This is a genomic window from Bacillus sp. S14(2024) (assembly GCF_050473785.1).
Lineage (GTDB): Bacteria > Bacillota > Bacilli > Bacillales > Bacillaceae_G > Bacillus_A > Bacillus_A yunxiaonensis.
On record NZ_JBFLUP010000006.1, the window covers coordinates 59161 to 76622 of the forward strand.

Sequence of the window (17462 nt, forward strand, 5' to 3'; positions counted from 1 at the left end):
GTGAAAAAGATAGAATTGCCAAGTGAATATTGATAAAATAAGAAGAAATAATAATCATTTTGTTAGGGGATTGTCAGATGAAGAAAAAAATATTTTCAATCTATTTATTTGCTAGTCTATTCATGCTGACTGCTTTATATGGAGAAAATGTACAAGCTGAAGGCATAAGTAAAGCAGGAACAGTGCAACAAGTTGCGCAAAATCAAAGCGGCTGGGTAAAAGATTATGGATTGTGGTTTTATTATGAAAATGGTATGAAAAAAACTGGTTGGATTAAAGATGGCGGGCAATGGTATTACATGGATAAGTCAACAGGGTATATGCAAACAGGTTGGCTTGAAGATGGTTACAATACATATTATTTAGATGGAACAAGCGGGGCAATGAAAACAGGCTGGTTCTTTGATGGATATTCATGGTATTATTTTGAACCAAGTGGAGTACTAAAAAGGGGCTGGCTCTTTAATGGCGGAAGTTGGTACTATTTAGATCAAGAACTAGGTTTTATGCACACAGGTGAAGTGCATGATGGATATAATTTATATTATTTAGATACGAAAAGCGGAGCAATGAAAACAGGCTGGGTACATGACGGAGCTGGCTGGATGTATTTCAATGCAAATGGAACAGGACATACTGGCTGGTTAAAAGATGGTGGGGTATGGTATTACTTACACCCAGACTACTATTACATGGTAACAAGTTGGTGGCCTATTGATGGTAAATGGAATTATTTCAATAATAAAGGAGTTTGGCAGTATTCTGAATAAGCCTCATCTTAATTGAATATAAAAAATGCCTCTTGTATAGGATAATTTTCCTAATACAAGAGGCATTTTTTTATCCCGCATTAACGGGCAGTAATACTCTCACCTCAAAATTCAGTGAAAGCAAAGAAGTTAGGTGGGAGATAAACTGTCCGTAAAAGCCTGATTGGTTCAACTAATAATCAGTGGGGGATGAAGAAAACCCCCACTGATTAAAGTTTCACTTTATCCCGCTATTCGCGGACAGCAATACTCCCACTGATGGAAGTTTCACTTTATTTTTGTGCAGCTTTTTCTGCCCATTCTTCTACGTTCCAAACCTTTGTAATCCAACCTTCATAAAAGTCTGGTTCGTGGCAAACAAGAACGATTGTGCCTTTATATGCCTTCATAGCACGTTGTAATTCTTCTTTTGCTGTTACGTCAAGATGATTTGTTGGCTCATCAAATAATAGCCAGTTACTTTCTGTTGCCATTAATTTGCATAAACGAACTTTTGCTTGCTCACCACCACTTAGTTGGCTCAATGGACGAGAAATATGCTCATTTTTTAAACCGCATTTCGCAAGCATTGCGCGTACTTGATGTTGGTCTAAGTGTGGGAACGCATTCCATACATCATCAATTGGTGTAATATTTTCTGCTTTTACTTCTTGTTCAAAATAAGCTGGCTCTAAGAAATCACCAAGACTTGTTTTTCCGTTTAGCGGTTTAATTTTTCCAAGAATCGTTTTGAGTAATGTTGATTTTCCGACCCCATTACATCCGACAATGGCAATTTTCTCACCACGTTCAATTGTCATTGTTAATTTTGGTAATAGAGGATGTGTGTAGCCAATTTCTACATCTTCGCCTTCGAAGACAAAGCGGCTGCTTGCACGGCACTCTTTAAAAGAAAACTCAGGTTTCATAGCAGTTTCTGGACGATCAATACGCTCCATACGCTCCAACTGCTTTTGACGGCTTTTTGCACGTCCTGTCGTTGAGTAACGCGCTTTATTTCGTGCGATAAAATCTTCTTGCTGTTTAATGAATTCTTGTTGTTTTTGATATGCTTGTAAATGTTGATTTTTGTTGATTTCTGCTAGTTCTAAGAACTTTTCATATGTTGCTGTGTAGCGTGTCATTTTTGAGAATTCCAGATGGAAAATAACATTGACACATTTGTTCATAAATTCTGTATCATGGGAAATTAAAAGGAACGCATGTGGATATTCCTTTAAATAGTTTGTTAACCATTGAATGTGTTCAACGTCTAAATAGTTGGTCGGCTCATCGAGTAATAGTACTTCTGGCTGCTCAAGTAATAGTTTAGCAAGCAATACTTTTGTGCGTTGTCCACCACTTAATGCCGAAACATCACGATCTAAACCAATTGCATCAATTCCAAGACCGCGTGCTGCTTCTTCAATTTTAATATCTAATAAATAGAAACCGCCTGCTTCAAGTGCATCTTGCGCTTCTGCCATCTGTTCAAGTAGTACTTCTAATTCTTCTGGTGATGCTGTTGCCATTTTTTCAGTAATTGTATTTAACTCTTTTTCTTTCTCAAATAACGGTAAGAACGCATCTGTTAATACGTCACGAATAGTTCTTCCAGGCGTTAAAATTGTGTGCTGATCTAAATATCCGTAATGCGTACCTGGTGTCCATTCTACACGTCCTTGATCATGAATAAGTTGCCCTGTAATAATATTCATAAATGTTGATTTACCAACGCCGTTTGCGCCGACTAAGCCAACATGCTCTCCTGCTAATAAACGCATTGATACATCTTTAAATAATGTACGATCGCCAAAGGTATGACCTAGGCTTTCAACTGTTAATAAGCTCATAGTGTCCTCCGCCCTGTTTGAAATAGTATCTTGAATCATGATACTAAATTCTTAAATATAAAGCTATCTTTTAACTTTAAATTATCACGTATTCCGTATGAATAGGAGATGTAACTTTATGGGAAAAATTATTTCGCTACTCGTGGGCAGTAAGACCCCGATTGGTGAGAGTTTTCCATCAGTGGGGGATGAAGAAACCCCCTACTGATGGAAGTTTCACTTTATGTTGTACTAAGGAAAAATATGAATTGTTGTAACTATCGATGTACCTTACAATAATGTAATTTTATTGTAAGATAAATCGATAGTTGATCCCTTTTATATATTATACACTTTCGTTAACAAGGTCATATAAACAGTGTATAGATGGATAAATATAATGATAAATACGATAATACGTGCTTTATACCAAGATGATAATCATTATGTTATTCATCAATTGTTTGGAGATTATAAAAAATCCCCTTGTTTTTTGTAAGTTGAAACCCTATAAAGAAAAAGCAACTGTCCAACGCAGGACCAGTTGCTTTTTCTTTTATCCCGCTATTCGCGGGTAGTAAGCCCCCCAACGATGGAAGTTTCACTTTATCCCGGTCAAACAGGCAGTAATATGTTTAGCTAAAACAGAGAAGTTAGACTGCCTGTTTGAGCCCGATTGGTTCAACTAACCTTTCATGGGAAAAGAATCCATGAAAGGAAGTTGAACTTTATTTAAAGTACCCTCTCATAATTCCTTTTAAGCGATTTGCATGGAATTTTCGTTTATCGTTAGAGATGTTTTGTACTGTACGGAATGTAGCAGCAGCAATGGCACGTAAAAAATAAGGGAATCCATAATGCAAGCGGATGACTCTGCCGAAACCTCCAGCATAGGAAATTGCTCTTTTTAATGATTGCTCATTAATGACTTCTTCTTTTACTGGGTGATATACGAAAAGGTCTTTCTTAAATACACCTGTATATCCACTCTTCATACCGCGAAGTACAAAGTCCGTTTCTTCACCAGCTCCATAAATCGTTCCTGATCCAACTCCTAAGTCTTCATCAAATGTGCCTACATCTTGTATAAATTGTTTCGTGAAGAATAATGTAAAGGAAGGTCCTATGAAGCCATATTTGTTATTTAAAATGATATCCGTTTCTGGTGCGTGTATTAAAGAGCCTGTCCCTTCTACATTTGTTGTATTAGTAGAGATAAAGTGAATGTCTTTATTTTTTTCAAACGCTTCTTGGATGCTTTCTAATACATTTATTTCGTAAATACAATCATCGTCTGGAAAAGCAATAATATCGCCATCAGCTACTTTTAATCCTGTGTTACGTGCACGAGATAGTCCTTTGATCGGTGTGTATATATAGTTGATTGGAAATTTTTCTTTATAGTCCTCAAATAAATCAGAGATTGGTGTATCATTTTGATCGACTACAATGAGTTCAAAGTTTTTGTAAGTTTGCTTTTCTAACGATTTTAGTAAATCTATAATATCATCACGTCTGCCGCAAGTGGCCATGATTAAAGAGAATTTCAATCGTAACAGCTCCTTTAAGAAGTTTCGTTTGCATGAGAATTGAGGAAAAGATACAGTATCCTTTCCTCATAATTTATCCCGCATTAACGGGCAGTAAGCCCTCCACCTCAAGGTTGAGAGAATCGAAGAAGATAGGTGGGGGATAACTGCCCGTAAAAGCTCGATTGGTGAGAGCTTTCCATCAGTGGGGGATGAAGAACCCCCCACTGATGGAAGTTTCACTTTATTACGCTTTTTTAAATTTTAATTTTATTTTATTTAAAAACATAAAGAGAATTTCATCTTTTGTTATCAATAGGATAAGGGCATAAGCAAATATATTTATCGCAATTGTGATAACAGCAAATGATAGTGTATTTTTGAAATACATCTTTACAAGAAATGTTAACGGAATAAATGTTAGTGAGTAGAATAAATATTTTAATTTACCCATATCAAACAATTTGTAATTTACTTTTAATTTCTTCTTCACATATATATATTCTAAAACAATTAATAAGCAGTTTGCCATCGTTGTTGTGAAAATAGCAGTTGCTGGTGTGAAGACATGAAAGATAATTAATGAGATATCTAATACAAGGTTTGTGAAACCGCATATGAATAAAAAGCGAACTAAAATATGTTCTTTCTTTTTCACATAAATAATTTGGTTCGATAGAATCGACTCGATGCCTAAGGAAACCATATATAGAGCGAAAATAGATAATGTATTCCCAGCAGATGCAAATTCCGCTCCACCGTAAATAACGACAGCTGCATGGGCAATTAGAAAAAGACCAATTGCAGATGGGAAGAGTGTAATAAAATATACTTTTGAAATTTTATTTAATAATGTTTCATATTCTTTTTCATCGGCATTTCCAGATAAATAAGATAATCTAGGGATCGTAACTTGAATAACACTAACCATGAGCGTATTAATAATCGTCATCATTTGAAAAGCCATTACGTAATAAGCGACATATTTCGCACCCAAATGTTGGAAAAGTAAAAAGCGATCTAATTGTGTATACAAGATATTTGCGTTTGAAAAAATAACAACTAATAGTAATGGTTTTAAGTGCGGAACGATTCTAATATTAGAGAAATCAAATTTTATTCTCCGCTTAATGTATACAAAGCTGGAAAAATGATTTAAAAATGTTGAAAGAGCTAATAATGCTGCAAATTGTTTATAGTCATTCGCATTATGAACGATTATAAATAATAGCACAACGTAAGTTAATCTGACACAGATCGTTTTTATTGCAATAAAATCATAATTTTCATGAGCCTCATTTACCCATTCTACATAGAACATATTTGCAATGAAGTTAAATCCGAAAATAACTAAAACAGGGAATATTTTCTCATTTCCATAACCGATGTAACTAAATAATAAGAAGGCTGCTAGAGCAAGCAAGCTTGTTGTTAAGTTAATAAGGTAAAGGTTTGTAAAAAGCTGACTTACTTTCTTTTTATCATTTTTTATTAAGCTAATTTCTCTTAATCCATATTGATAAATACCAAATACGGCAAAAATAAAAAAGTAATTGAAAATTGTATCAGCCGAGTTTACAGTCCCCATTGAATCGGCTCCAAGTGCCCGATAAGCGTATGGTCCAACGAGTAGGGGGAGAATAACGTTAAAGACATTCAGTGTAATCTTATACAAAATGTTTTTAAATAGTGATTTTTGCATAACTAGACCCTTCTATACATAATTTTATTGAGTATATGATTTGTGTTTTATCCATTACACATTTTGTAATTATACGATTTATTTCATGTTATGAGCAAATTTTTTATGAAAATATGTAGAAGATTAACATGTATGTGTCTCTTATGTAAGATAATTAGGGGGAGGGGCACAAATATAAGTGTAACGCATGTGGATTTTTAAAATCAATTATCCCCCCTTCCTAGCATATGTTCGTAAGAAGAGGGGGGGAATGTTACGCTTTTTTTAGCGTAGTTAATTTTCTATAGATTGTACTAAAAGAGTAAACTAGAAAACATCCGCTTATTATACATATACATGGAATGATAAAGAAACCGTATCTAAGTATAACTAAAAAGATATTTGAGAGCGCAATATATCCCCATATTATACTTGAGAAAAGAAGGACCTTCTTGTTTTTTCTTAATGTGATTGAACCTAATAAGCCAGTTAGAACAACAAATAAATGTTGATTTTTAAAAGCGTCTATCACCCAGGGCTTGAAATAACTCCAATATAGATAAGTTCCATCGGGATTGTTAAATAAAGTAATTGTCTTCCCGACAGTAAACCATGAGAACCACAGAGCAAAATCATTATTAAATCCTTCTTTAATTAAGTGTTTTGCATAAGCTGCTTTATCTTCCGATGATAAGGAGTAGCCTGCGTTTAACATATCTTGTATCATATTGTCCTCATTATAAAAATTAAACGGATTTGCCCCAGACAGTAAGGGATCTCCTGCATGAGATGAAAAGAGATAGGCATGTCCAAATACAATAAAGTTACGAATAATCCAAGGACCCATAATTAATAGTGGGCCGATGCACCAAATGAACCCGATTTTAATAGCTTTCTTTAATCCATGATTGTATATAACAATGCCCCATGCAATAAGGAGTAATGGAGCTGGCGTTGGGCGAAACATTAGTGTAATAGCAGCAACGATTCCAAATATGATATGTAATCGAAATGAATCTTTTTGTAATACTAATAGGAATATCAGTATAGAGAGCATAAAGAAAAACATAGATGGTATTTCAGTTAACGTTGTTCTGAAAAAGTGATACGATGAAAAATAAGTTGTATATAAAAGGCTAGAAATAATCGCTATATATGTATTTTTAAATAACACTTTGGAAATCGCGTAAAGAATTGCTATTATTCCTAAATTAAGAAACATGTTCGTCAATTTTGCAAGTAATAAGTGATCGACATGTATCCACTCAGAAATTTGAAATATAGCAGCTAAATAAAATGGTTGTCCTGGTGTAACAAAAGCATTTGGTTTTGTTTCTGCATAACCATATATGCCATCATGTAGCAATTGCCAAGCCATTTTTGCATATTTAGACGCATCAAGAGAGCCATAAGTAGCAACTTCTTTTCCATAAATTTCAGGTTCATGGAATACTGATCCAGGATTCTTTATTAAAAAATACATATGGATCGCTAAGGCGAAAATTAAAATGTATAATAAGGGACTTTTATATATTTTATGTAAATTATTTATTTTCATTATTATGATGTTCCTTTCTTAAAAATCTTGTGTCTTATTTTGCGATAAAATAAGCCCCTAAAATAATAAGGCCAACTCCGAACCATTGATTAAATTCGATTTGCTCTTTAAATACAAAGTATGCAGCTAACATTCCTACAATATAACTCATACTTTGTAGAGGATAAGCAATACTAAAAGGAATTTTTGAAAGAATAAAAATCCAAACAGCGGTTGCTAATACATAAAGAATTCCTCCTCCTATAAAATAAGGGGAGAAGACTACTTTGAAAACAGTATTCAAGTTCCACTCTGTAACACCTTGAAGAGATAGTTTCCATAAAATTTGGCCGCTAACTAGTAAACATACATTTAAAAGTAAAATGAGATAGTACATTCTATTCTGCTTGCTCCTTCTCTTTTTCTAACTTTTGTTTTAATAACGCATAATCTTGTGTCAACGTTACGAGTTGATGATGTTGTTTAGATAATTTTCGCGTTAAATCAAAAATTAAAATAAAGCAAAATAGTAGTCCAAATAAGAATAAAATGGAAGGTGGATATTCTACTTTAAGTAGTTTTCCAACCCAGTTTATTATTTTAGTGGTAGAACTTAAAATGGCCATGGATATACAAACAAAAATCCATAAAATAGAATATTTTGTTTCTAACATTCCTCGACGAATGGAGCTAATAATAAGAAAAAATAATAAAACAATAAAAATGAACGAAAAGGTAATTATCGGCATGTATGATCAACCCTTTACAATTTTTTGCATAAGTATAGCTAAGCTTACTTTAATCATATAATATATAGATTTTAAAGGGGTAATAGAAGATTCTCCTCCTTGTCTTTCTTGCATATTGACAGAGATTTCATTAATACGTAACCCTTTTTTCTTTAAATGAATTAAAACTTCTGGTTCGGGATAATCTTTTGGATAATTACAAGAAAAAATTTCAATTACTTTCCGGTTTATAGCGCGATAACCAGATGTTGGATCCATAAAAGTTTGTTTTGTTAACAATTTTAATAATGCCGTGAAGTAAAAAATCCCAATTCTACGAGAGATGCTGCCTTTATAAGCTGTTTTCTCGGTGAATCGGGAACCCAGTACCATGTCGCATTTATTTTCAGCAATAGGTTGAATAATTTTGTATAAGTCCTCAGGATTATGTTGGCCATCAGCATCAAATTGAATTGCAATGTCATAACCATGCGTATCGGCATATTTATATCCAGTTTGTACCGCGGAGCCAATACCTAAATTATAGGGTAAATTTACAATGTTAACGGAAAAATTTGTTACAATTTCTGATGTTCGGTCACGTGAGCCATCATTAATAACACAAATATCTAATTGGATGAAATGCTTTTTTAGCTCCAATAGTCGTTGTAATGTGTCCCCAATGGCTTCTTCCTCGTTATAGGCAGGAATAATAATTAACGTTTTGGGTATAGAAATTGGTACCTCAATAGACATCATTGCACCATCCTTTATATAAAATAATTCTAGTAATAAATAGCTTGATTTAAACACACTTTATTTAATATATCATTAAAAGTATAACAAAATAAAGAACAAGCTATGTGATTTTTTAAAGCACGAAAAGTGTACTTCTACTATTTGGAACAAAAAAATGGTGAATATGATTAGGGCATATTCACCAAAAGAGATTATATTTTTGAAAAAATTAACTTTATACATTCCACGGTTTTTGAATAGTTAGCACTTCTGCCATTTCTTTACTTTTTGATCGGTTCATTTTTCGTTTTTCGGCACGTTCGGCACCTGTATTATATAGCCAGTGCTCTTCTTCTGTTTCAGCAATTACACCTGGTACAGAGGATGGTTTTCCGTCTTGTAATGCTACGAAAGTAATGAAGCAAGTGGCAGCAATGCGACGGTCGCCGGCTAATAAATCCTCTGCTACGACTTTTACGAATACTTCCATAGAAGATCTTCCTGCATAACAAACGAATGCTTCATAGCAAACAGAATCAGTTTGATGAATTGGTGTTAAGAAGTCAACAGAATCGATAGAAGCTGTCACACAGTGCTTACGGCTATGGCGTGCAGCTGCGATAGAAGCAATACTGTCAATTTCTGCTAATAATTTTCCGCCAAATAATGTCTGATGGTTGTTTAAGTCATTTGGAAAAACACGTGTTGTTTTTATCGCTCTGGATTCTCTCATAAATTTCTTTTCCATATTATCTACTCCTGTTTGTTTTGTTCTAATGATATCCATAAGAACTCGATTTGCTCTGTTCATTATTTATAATAATTAGTGAACAGAAGTTTCACTCTATATAGATTGTAGTGTAAAAGAGATTTCGCTTACATTGCAAGGGGGAATATGTGATGTTACTAGCTTTGTCATAGAAATAGGCTACCAGCACGCCTTTTATTCGTGATAAAATCGTTTTGTTAAAAATATAAAGTTAAAGGGAATATATACCCTTTAACAAAGGGAAAAAGAGGTGCTATACAATAGGATTATGAGTAACATACAGATAGGCTTTCATTCTTTTTTTAACAAGATAGTAGTTGGACTCATGTTCCTCTTTTTTTTATATTCATTTTGGTATTCTTTTGAAGAGGTAGGCAATATTTTTGATATAAACTCTTCCAGTTTAGTAATTGTATTAGGTGTTTGTATCATTTTAATTTTGCTGGCTACATCTATTTTACAATATCGATTTACAAGTAAACAATTTATTCTTTTTCTTATTTCCTGTACTGTGGTACTTCGCTTTCTAGCAATTGTGTCGATGGGAGCCCCGCCTGAAGGTGACGCGAAGGTGATGTATGAGGCTGCTAAGCAAATTGGGCAAGGAAATACTAGCCTTAGTAGACTAGAAGCTTTTGTACAATCACCATTTATTATGTACGAATCCCTTTTTATTCGTCTTTTTGGAGATGCAATGTTTGTATTAAAGATATGTAATATCTTATATTGCGGGGCTACAGCTTTTTTTATTTACAAGCTTGCTTCTACGCTATTTCATGAAGAATGCGGCCGAATTGCAGCTATGTTGTATGCTGTGTATATTCCTAATATTGTACTTTGTTCCGTGTTAACAAATGAATATTTAGCAACATGTTTATTTTATTTTGCATGTTACTTACTTATACATAAAGGTTTAAGTCACTCGTATATGTGGGGAGTGGCCGCTTCTTTATTTGCTTTTAGTAATATGATTCGTCCGTTAGGTTTATTTTTGATTATAGCCCTTGTTATGTACCTTGTAGTGGTGGAAGTTTTACAAAGTGCAGAAAGAAAAAAAATGCTTCTTAAAATAGTAGGCGTATGCGTTATATTTTATGGTGTCCAGTACGGAGTAAGTTACGCGTTGGCAAAGTCAAGTAGTTTACAATATACATTTACAAATGACTGGTATGTTCAATCTGTATTAGTAGGAGGAAATGAAAAAACAACAGAACGGGAGAAAAAAGAGTATACGGTGGATCTTATAAATAAAAAGTTGAAAGAAATAGAGATGGATCGGTTTGCCTCTATTCAAAAGAGTTTAGGGAAATTACAGAAACAAGAAATAAAAAGCACTCTTATAAAGGGTGGATACCTTATATATATAATGATTACAATATTTGTAGCAATTGCTATGTTACATCTTCTATTTCAAAAATCGGGAAATGGAAGCTATATGTTGTTTCTGTTCATTATAGTAGGTTATTTATTTGCAAGATTTATGAATACGCGTATTGTATATGATAGCATACTAGTCCCTAGTTTATTGATATTGCAAAGCTATGGAGTATATATAGTATATCAATATTGTCAAAAGCTATTTTTTAAAAAATAAAAGAATCCTCTAAGTAGGATTCTTTTTTTATTATTGTATATTGTAAATCTTTTGGGAGTTGCACTTATCGGTTTAATTCGGACATTAGATTGTCAGCTGTTAAGGCCATTTTTGCAGATGCATCTTCAATTGTCTTTATCACATGTGTAATTAATTCAAGTTCACTTTCAATTTTTTGATTTTGTTCTTTTGAGTTAAACATATCGTTTACAATTTCTTCAAAATAATTATCCGTTTCATTCATACTATTTGTTCCCTCAGAGACAAGGTTATTAATTTGTTCAACAGAAGATGAAACGTGTGTAATTTGTTCATTTGTTTTTTCAACAAGCTTCGTTACATTTGAAATGGATTCTTTTGTTTGCTCAGATAACTTGCGGATTTCTCCTGCTACAACGGCAAATCCTTTTCCAAATTCACCTGCACGTGCAGATTCAATCGCTGCATTTAAAGCAAGTAAATTTGTCTGATCCGCAATCGATTTTACAATATCAATAATTTCGTTAATCTTTTTCGAAATAACTAGTAGTTCTTGTGTATCTTGAATAATTGTTTGCATATTGCCTTGCATGCTTTCCATTCGTTGATTTTGAATATGAAGCTGTTGTTTTCCTTGAGTTGCTTTTTGTTCTGATTGTATTGCTAATGATGTACCTGTTTTTGCAATATCAATAATGTTTTCTGATTGTGTTGTTAATTGCTGAATAGAAGCGCCTGTTTCTTCTGATACAGCAGCAAGTTCTTGAGCAATATGACTAATTGTCATTTGGGCAGCTTCTTTTTCTTGTTCATGTTTTTTTCGAATTGCTTCATATTCTTGTTCGTATGCTGTTAAAACAATCTCCTGTTCGAGTGTAAAGAGTTTGTTTAGTACGTGAACAGCACAGCTGAAATCTTCAATTTTTGTGAATTTTTCTTCTAGAATTTTAATAATGGAACGGAATAATTCTTGATATGCAGATGTATACCATTTTCTATGTAAACCAATTTTTACATGTCTCCGCGCGATTTGAACCCGACGTTGAATAAATTCTTCGTCAATATTGCCACTAAATAATTGTTCAATATGTTTTTTTAATGTTGCTTGTAATTTTTGAACGGAACTATATTTTTCAATAATATGTATGAGGTGTGGTTGTTTTGTAATATTCTCATAGAATTTCTTTGTAATCCAATCAAGTTGTTCATAAATAAAAGGTTGTAGTACTTTTATAATCTGCAAATCCTCTTTTGCTACATGCAGCATTTCCATCTGTACTGCTAAATCAGAATCTGTGGGTACAAGAAATGTTACTGTTTGACCTTTACTTTTCTCTTTTATACTCTTTTCTTTTGTTTGACTACTTTCCTTTTTAAAAAGACTTAGCATAATTGTTCCCCCTGTATATATTTATCCTATTATCCCGGAGCAGTAAGATTCCATCTCAAAATATAAATATGGAAGCCCTTGCTGATAGAAGTTTCCCCTATAAAGCGCTTGCAATGTTGGTATTTCATTTATTATAGCTATTTTTTTTATTTTTCTCTATATTGTTATATAAAATTTAAGAGATGTTAATAGCATAAAAAAAGAGAACTCTACCATGAATCCCCTTTTCTATGAAAATATATCAATTCCCTTTATGAATTTTTGCATGCGTCTTAAAAAAGACTGGAAAATGTACATTATAGATAAAAGTTACAACACGTATAGTAAATGTTACAAATAAACAAACATAGAAAGCTAATACGTGTGATCCCATTTCATACGTAATAAGAAAGCTAATTGCACCTAGAATGGAGGCAATTGCATAAATTTCTTTACGAAAGACATATGGGATATCTTGAGCGCAAATATCGCGCAAAATGCCACCGCCAATGCCTGTAATGACTCCCATAGAAACAACTAAGAAAGAAGCATTCATATGATGGGTAATGGCTGCATTTGCCCCGATTGCAGTAAATACGCCTAAACCAACAGCGTCTGAGAGCATAATAACAACTTGTAATTTATGAATCCGTTCAAAAAACATACAAGTAAATAATGCTGCTAAGATACTAATGAAAAAGTAAATGGGTTGAACAAATGCAACTGGAGGTAAGTTTCCAATCATAACATCGCGAATTATCCCGCCGCCAAGTGCAGTTGCTACAGATAAACAAAGGACACCAAATAAATCAAGTTCTTTTTTTAAACCTACTAATGTACCAGAAATGGCAGCTGCGATAATGCCGAGAAATGTAAATACGTCAATTAAAAACATCGCTCCGATCCCTTCTTTCTAATGATGTTCCAAGCAAAGAATATACACTAAAGTTATGAAAATAACAATTCCTGTTTCGCTACATGTAAAAAAAGTAAAGAAATACGGAAAGAAAGCGTTTGAAAATGCCATTTAACAATAAGGGAGGGGCATAAAGTGAAACTTCTATAAGCGGGGGTCTTACCGCCCGTGAATAGCAGGATAAATAAAAATAGTATTATAGAATATTTCGTCATTTGACTAAAATGATAAGAAAATACTACTTAGTCCATTGATAAATTATGCTATAATAAATATTTGGGACGAGTTAGGATATTTACAAATACTTATTATTTAGATTACAGTAACAATATTTATGGGGGTTAAAGATGTTAAATAACAATAGTTTAAGCTATAAATTTGAGCACTTTCTATTGATTTTTATTATATTGCAGCCAATTATAGACTTGCTGACATCACTTTGCATTTTAGTGCTCAAAATTGATGCGACGATTGGAATTATATCGCGCTTATTCGTTATGGCTCTTGGCGGTATTTATCTTCTCATGCAAGCGCGTGTTAGGGAAAATAGAAAATATGTTATATATTTACTCGGATTAGGAATTGTTCTTGGATTAGGCTTTATAAATAATAAAATGGTCAAACATCCGATGTTACAAATGGAGGATATTAAATTTATTGCAAAGGCGCTATACCCATTTGTTATGATAAGCTGTTATATTCTTGTATTTAAGTCATTAAAGATGAAAGAAACAATTCATACAAAGATGAGAAATTATATTGCATATGCAGCTTTAATTATGAATGTGATTATGGTCGTGTCTATCGCAAGCGGAACGGATTACAATAGTTATGAATTTGTAAAAGAAGGCTCCCGTGGTTGGTTTTATGCAGGGAATGAACTTGGATCTATTTTAGCAATCATCTGCCCGATAGTAATTTTATACTCTATCGAAAAAACAACGAGTCTAGCAAAGAGTTATTTTTGGATTCCGTCTCTTTTAATGATATTTTCACTATTTGCGGTCGGTACAAAAGTGGGACTTGGATCTATTTTAGGTACATTTGCTATCGCTATCTTTATGTGCTTTGTGCAAGCATTTTTACAACGTAAAGATCGTAAGAAAAAGCCATATTTGTTAAATGGTTTTATTGCAACAGTTGTATTTGCGGGGGTATTAGGATATATGCCATTCTCCCCAATATATAAAAATATGGGACTTCACGTTCAAATTTTTGAACAAAAGCAAGCAGCTCAAAAAGAACAAGAACAAGTGAAAGAACATAAAAAAGGGCATGTGACAAAAGAAGAGATTAAAAAAGAAAAAGAAGAAGAGAAGAAAGCTGAAACACAAGCTCTTATTTTTAGCGGACGTGAACTATTTGCACAGATGTATGTAGATTTTTATAAACAAGCACCTATGTCTCAAAAGTTACTCGGTATGGGATATGGCGGAAACTTTAAAGAATATCCAAAATTAATTGAAATGGACTTCCATGATTGGTTCTATGCATTTGGAATCATTGGTTTCATTTTTCTTATGATTCCGTTTGTATACTATGGTTTGAGAATAGTAATGGTGTTAATAACTAGATTTCGTGACGTGTTTACGGTCAAGTATGCATTGTTAGCTGCTGGTCTTGCGTTAGCGTTAGGAATCGCTTTTACAGCAGGCCATGTGTTAACAGCACCAGGAGTAAGTATTTATTTTGCTGTATTATTAGCATATTTAATCGTTGATTTAGAAATAGAATGATGGAAAAATAAAAGCTAGCATTATGTTAGCTTTTATTTTTTGTTATAGTAAAACAAGGAGAAAATATATTGATGGAGGAAGAAAAAGATGAAAGTGTTACATATGAATGCTGGAGCAGAAACAGGCGGCGGAAAAACGCATATTATTTCACTTTTGTCGCAATTTCCGAAAGATGAAGTAGAATTAGCAGTATTTGAAGAAGGGGCAATTGCAAACGAAGCGAGAGCGTTAGGGATAAAAGTACACGTTTTTTTACAATCATCTCGTTATGATATATCTATTCTTTCAAAAATACGTTCTTTTATTAATGAAGGACGTTTTGATATCGTCCATACACACGGAGCAAGAGCAAATTTTTATCTTTCCCTATTAAGAAGAAAGATCAATGCCAAGTGGGTTACAACAGTTCACAGCGATCCAACGCTGGATTTTATGCAACGTGGTTTAAAAGGCTGGATTTTTACAAAGTTAAATTTACGTTCGTTTAAGAAGATTGATTTGTTTTTTGCAATTACAGAACGTTTTAAGAGAAATACGGTAACACTAGGTGTACCAGAGGAGAAAATTTGTACAATCTATAATGGAATTGAATATGATCCTACACCAGCAAATCCTTATAATTTAGAGGAACAATTCGGTATACAAGCAGACGTATTTACAGCAATTCAAGTTGCGCGCCTTCATCCAGTTAAAGGACATGAAATATTATTTGAGGCATTGCAAAACATAACGATTCCAAATATAAAAGTATTGTTACTTGGTGATGGACCGATTGAGAATGAATTAAAAGAAATGGTGAAACAAAAAGGAATAGAAGATAAAGTACTATTTTTAGGACATCGTCAAGATGTGAAAGAATTATATGCATCGGCACATATTAATTTACTCACATCTCATAGTGAAAGTTTCTCGCTCGTTTTATTAGAAGCTGCAAACCAACGTTTAACCTCTATTGCTACAGATGTTGGTGATATGTCACAGCTCATTGTTGATGAGACATATGGCTGGATCATTCCAACTGGCGATGCTTCAGCTCTTGCTCATGCGTTAGAGGAAGCGTATGAAAAATGGAAGAATGGTGAATTGGCGGAGATGGGTGAGCGTTTGTATATGCATGCGTCTTCTCATTTTTCTTTACGAAAGGTGTATGAAGATACACATAAAGCGTATGAAAGGCTTCTAAATGATCATGTGAAATTCTAGGGATTAGCAGGGCTAATCATTAGTGAAAATGTTCACTGATGGTACCCCGCTCAAACAGGCAGTAACATATTTAGCTAAATCAGGGAAGTTGAACTGCCTGTAAGAGTCCGATTGGTTCAACTAACCATCAGTGAGAGGAGCATTCACTGATGGAAGTTTCACTTTACCCCGCTCAAACAGGCAGTAACACATTTAGCTAAATCAGAGAAGCTGAATTGCTCGTTTGAACCTTATAGAAATAGAAAAGATATTTGAAATAGAAAGGATTTTAAGTATGGCAGTGCAAACAATTGATATTTTAGGCGTGCCCTTCTCAACGATGACCATGGAAGAAACAATTCGATATATGATGCAGCAACTAGAAAAGGAACACGAGAATACATTTCAAGTTGTAACGGCAAACCCTGAAATTGTGATGTGTGCAAAAAAAGATGCTAAATTCCATGAAACGCTTCTTCAGGCAGATATTATTACACCAGATGGCATTGGCGTTGTAAAAGCAAGCGGCATGCTAGGTACACCGTTAAAAGAGCGTGTAGCAGGTTTTGATTTGATGAGTGATTTATTTAAAACATTATCACAAGAGAAGAAATCGATATCTGTCTTTTTACTTGGAGCAAAGCCGCACGTTGTAGAAAAAGCCGCTCAAACTTTAACAGAAAGATATACAGCAGTATCTATTGTCGGTACACAAGATGGATATTTTAAACAAGAGCAAGAAGAAGAAATTATTGCGCGTATTCAAGAAGCAAAACCAGATATTTTGCTTGTTGCACTTGGATTCCCAAGACAAGAAAATTTTATTCAGCATAATAAACATTGTTTAAATACAAAAGTAGCTGTTGGTGTTGGGGGAAGTTTTGATGTTTGGGCAGGAGAAGTAAAGCGTGCCCCGAAATGGATTCAAGCTATTCATTTAGAATGGTTTTATCGTTTATGCAGCAATCCAACACGCTGGCGTCGTCAGCTTGTATTAGTTGAATTTTTAAAAGAAGTGGTTCGTTCGAAAAGGTAGCGATATTTTGCTGCCTTTTTTCTATACAAGTCTGTATGCGTGATGCATCTTTCCCATGAAAAAACGCCTATGTATGAAGTGTTTTTT

The 17462-nt window shown here is 33.7% G+C and carries 15 protein-coding genes and 1 pseudogene; 5 read left to right on the forward strand and 11 right to left on the reverse strand.

Going from position 1 to position 17462, the window contains the following annotated elements; translation table 11 throughout:
* Positions 1–77 precede the first annotated feature (77 nt).
* Positions 78–770, forward strand: a complete 693-nt coding sequence (locus AB1279_RS00575) for an N-acetylmuramoyl-L-alanine amidase family protein (protein WP_429757484.1) — start codon at positions 78–80, stop codon at positions 768–770.
* 272 nt (positions 771–1042) lie between these two features.
* Here the strand turns inward: AB1279_RS00575 and AB1279_RS00580 are convergent, their stop codons facing one another.
* The 8 genes from AB1279_RS00580 to AB1279_RS00615 form a co-directional block, all read right to left on the reverse strand.
* Positions 1043–2641 carry an ABC-F family ATP-binding cassette domain-containing protein gene (locus tag AB1279_RS00580; protein WP_429757485.1) on the reverse strand — a complete coding sequence of 533 codons (1599 nt, stop codon included), beginning with the start codon at positions 2639–2641 and terminating at the stop codon, positions 1043–1045.
* A 668-nt stretch (positions 2642–3309) separates the two neighbouring features.
* On the reverse strand, positions 3310–4131 hold the full coding sequence (locus tag AB1279_RS00585) for a glycosyltransferase family 2 protein (RefSeq protein WP_429757486.1): 822 nt from the start codon (positions 4129–4131) through the stop codon (positions 3310–3312).
* 226 nt (positions 4132–4357) lie between these two features.
* Positions 4358–5812, reverse strand: coding sequence for an oligosaccharide flippase family protein (locus AB1279_RS00590; protein WP_429757487.1), 1455 nt, complete (start codon positions 5810–5812; stop codon positions 4358–4360).
* Positions 5813–6065: 253 nt separating this feature from the next.
* Positions 6066–7349, reverse strand: coding sequence for an ArnT family glycosyltransferase (locus AB1279_RS00595; protein ID WP_429752939.1), 1284 nt, complete (start codon positions 7347–7349; stop codon positions 6066–6068).
* Positions 7350–7383: 34 nt separating this feature from the next.
* The gene (locus AB1279_RS00600; RefSeq protein ID WP_429752940.1) at positions 7384–7725 is read right to left on the reverse strand and encodes an EamA family transporter; all 342 of its coding nucleotides are present in this window, start codon (positions 7723–7725) and stop codon (positions 7384–7386) included.
* Between the two features lies 1 nt (position 7726).
* Positions 7727–8077, reverse strand: a complete 351-nt coding sequence (locus AB1279_RS00605) for a DUF2304 domain-containing protein (protein WP_429757488.1) — start codon at positions 8075–8077, stop codon at positions 7727–7729.
* A gap of 6 nt (positions 8078–8083) precedes the next feature.
* A complete protein-coding gene (locus tag AB1279_RS00610; RefSeq protein WP_429761261.1) occupies positions 8084–8812 on the reverse strand; it encodes a glycosyltransferase family 2 protein in 729 nt (242 codons plus the stop codon).
* Between the two features lie 217 nt (positions 8813–9029).
* A complete protein-coding gene (locus AB1279_RS00615) occupies positions 9030–9542 on the reverse strand; it encodes an acyl-CoA thioesterase (RefSeq protein ID WP_429752943.1) in 513 nt (170 codons plus the stop codon).
* Positions 9543–9888: 346 nt separating this feature from the next.
* Between AB1279_RS00615 and AB1279_RS00620 the strand changes: the two genes are divergently transcribed.
* Positions 9889–11157 carry a glycosyltransferase family 39 protein gene (locus AB1279_RS00620; protein ID WP_429757489.1) on the forward strand — a complete coding sequence of 423 codons (1269 nt, stop codon included), beginning with the start codon at positions 9889–9891 and terminating at the stop codon, positions 11155–11157.
* Between the two features lie 64 nt (positions 11158–11221).
* On the opposite strand, the gene AB1279_RS00625 is transcribed toward AB1279_RS00620, so the two are convergent.
* The 3 genes and pseudogenes from AB1279_RS00625 to AB1279_RS00635 form a co-directional block, all read right to left on the reverse strand.
* Positions 11222–11923, reverse strand: coding sequence for a methyl-accepting chemotaxis protein (locus AB1279_RS00625; RefSeq protein WP_429761262.1), 702 nt, complete (start codon positions 11921–11923; stop codon positions 11222–11224).
* A 54-nt stretch (positions 11924–11977) separates the two neighbouring features.
* Positions 11978–12526, reverse strand: a pseudogene (locus AB1279_RS00630) (protoglobin domain-containing protein); the annotation flags it as partial.
* Positions 12527–12767: 241 nt separating this feature from the next.
* On the reverse strand, positions 12768–13400 hold the full coding sequence (locus tag AB1279_RS00635; protein ID WP_429752945.1) for a trimeric intracellular cation channel family protein: 633 nt from the start codon (positions 13398–13400) through the stop codon (positions 12768–12770).
* 368 nt (positions 13401–13768) lie between these two features.
* On the opposite strand from AB1279_RS00635, the gene AB1279_RS00640 reads away from it, so the two are divergent.
* The 3 genes from AB1279_RS00640 (at position 13769) to AB1279_RS00650 (ending at position 17375) form a co-directional block, all read left to right on the forward strand.
* Positions 13769–15157 carry an O-antigen ligase family protein gene (locus AB1279_RS00640; RefSeq protein WP_429752946.1) on the forward strand — a complete coding sequence of 463 codons (1389 nt, stop codon included), beginning with the start codon at positions 13769–13771 and terminating at the stop codon, positions 15155–15157.
* Positions 15158–15244: 87 nt separating this feature from the next.
* The gene (locus tag AB1279_RS00645; protein ID WP_429757490.1) at positions 15245–16360 is read left to right on the forward strand and encodes a glycosyltransferase family 4 protein; all 1116 of its coding nucleotides are present in this window, start codon (positions 15245–15247) and stop codon (positions 16358–16360) included.
* A gap of 274 nt (positions 16361–16634) precedes the next feature.
* The gene (locus AB1279_RS00650) at positions 16635–17375 is read left to right on the forward strand and encodes a WecB/TagA/CpsF family glycosyltransferase (protein WP_429757491.1); all 741 of its coding nucleotides are present in this window, start codon (positions 16635–16637) and stop codon (positions 17373–17375) included.
* Positions 17376–17462 lie beyond the last annotated feature (87 nt).

Bases quoted from the DNA above. Each gene is read 5' to 3' on its own strand.
- AB1279_RS00590 (WP_429757487.1), bottom strand. From the start codon at position 5,812: ATGCAAAAATCACTATTTAAAAACATTTTGTATAAGATTACACTGAAT.
- AB1279_RS00600 (WP_429752940.1), bottom strand. From the start codon at position 7,725: ATGTACTATCTCATTTTACTTTTAAATGTATGTTTACTAGTTAGCGGC.
- AB1279_RS00625 (WP_429761262.1), bottom strand. From the start codon at position 11,923: ATGACAATTAGTCATATTGCTCAAGAACTTGCTGCTGTATCAGAAGAA.
- AB1279_RS00640 (WP_429752946.1), top strand. From the start codon at position 13,769: ATGTTAAATAACAATAGTTTAAGCTATAAATTTGAGCACTTTCTATTG.
- AB1279_RS00580 (WP_429757485.1), bottom strand. From the start codon at position 2,641: ATGATTCAAGATACTATTTCAAACAGGGCGGAGGACACTATGAGCTTA.
- AB1279_RS00575 (WP_429757484.1), top strand. From the start codon at position 78: ATGAAGAAAAAAATATTTTCAATCTATTTATTTGCTAGTCTATTCATG.
- AB1279_RS00650 (WP_429757491.1), top strand. From the start codon at position 16,635: ATGGCAGTGCAAACAATTGATATTTTAGGCGTGCCCTTCTCAACGATG.
- AB1279_RS00605 (WP_429757488.1), bottom strand. From the start codon at position 8,077: ATGCCGATAATTACCTTTTCGTTCATTTTTATTGTTTTATTATTTTTT.
- AB1279_RS00635 (WP_429752945.1), bottom strand. From the start codon at position 13,400: ATGTTTTTAATTGACGTATTTACATTTCTCGGCATTATCGCAGCTGCC.
- AB1279_RS00595 (WP_429752939.1), bottom strand. From the start codon at position 7,349: ATGAAAATAAATAATTTACATAAAATATATAAAAGTCCCTTATTATAC.
- AB1279_RS00615 (WP_429752943.1), bottom strand. From the start codon at position 9,542: ATGGAAAAGAAATTTATGAGAGAATCCAGAGCGATAAAAACAACACGT.
- AB1279_RS00610 (WP_429761261.1), bottom strand. From the start codon at position 8,812: ATGTCTATTGAGGTACCAATTTCTATACCCAAAACGTTAATTATTATT.
- AB1279_RS00620 (WP_429757489.1), top strand. From the start codon at position 9,889: ATGTTCCTCTTTTTTTTATATTCATTTTGGTATTCTTTTGAAGAGGTA.
- AB1279_RS00645 (WP_429757490.1), top strand. From the start codon at position 15,245: ATGAAAGTGTTACATATGAATGCTGGAGCAGAAACAGGCGGCGGAAAA.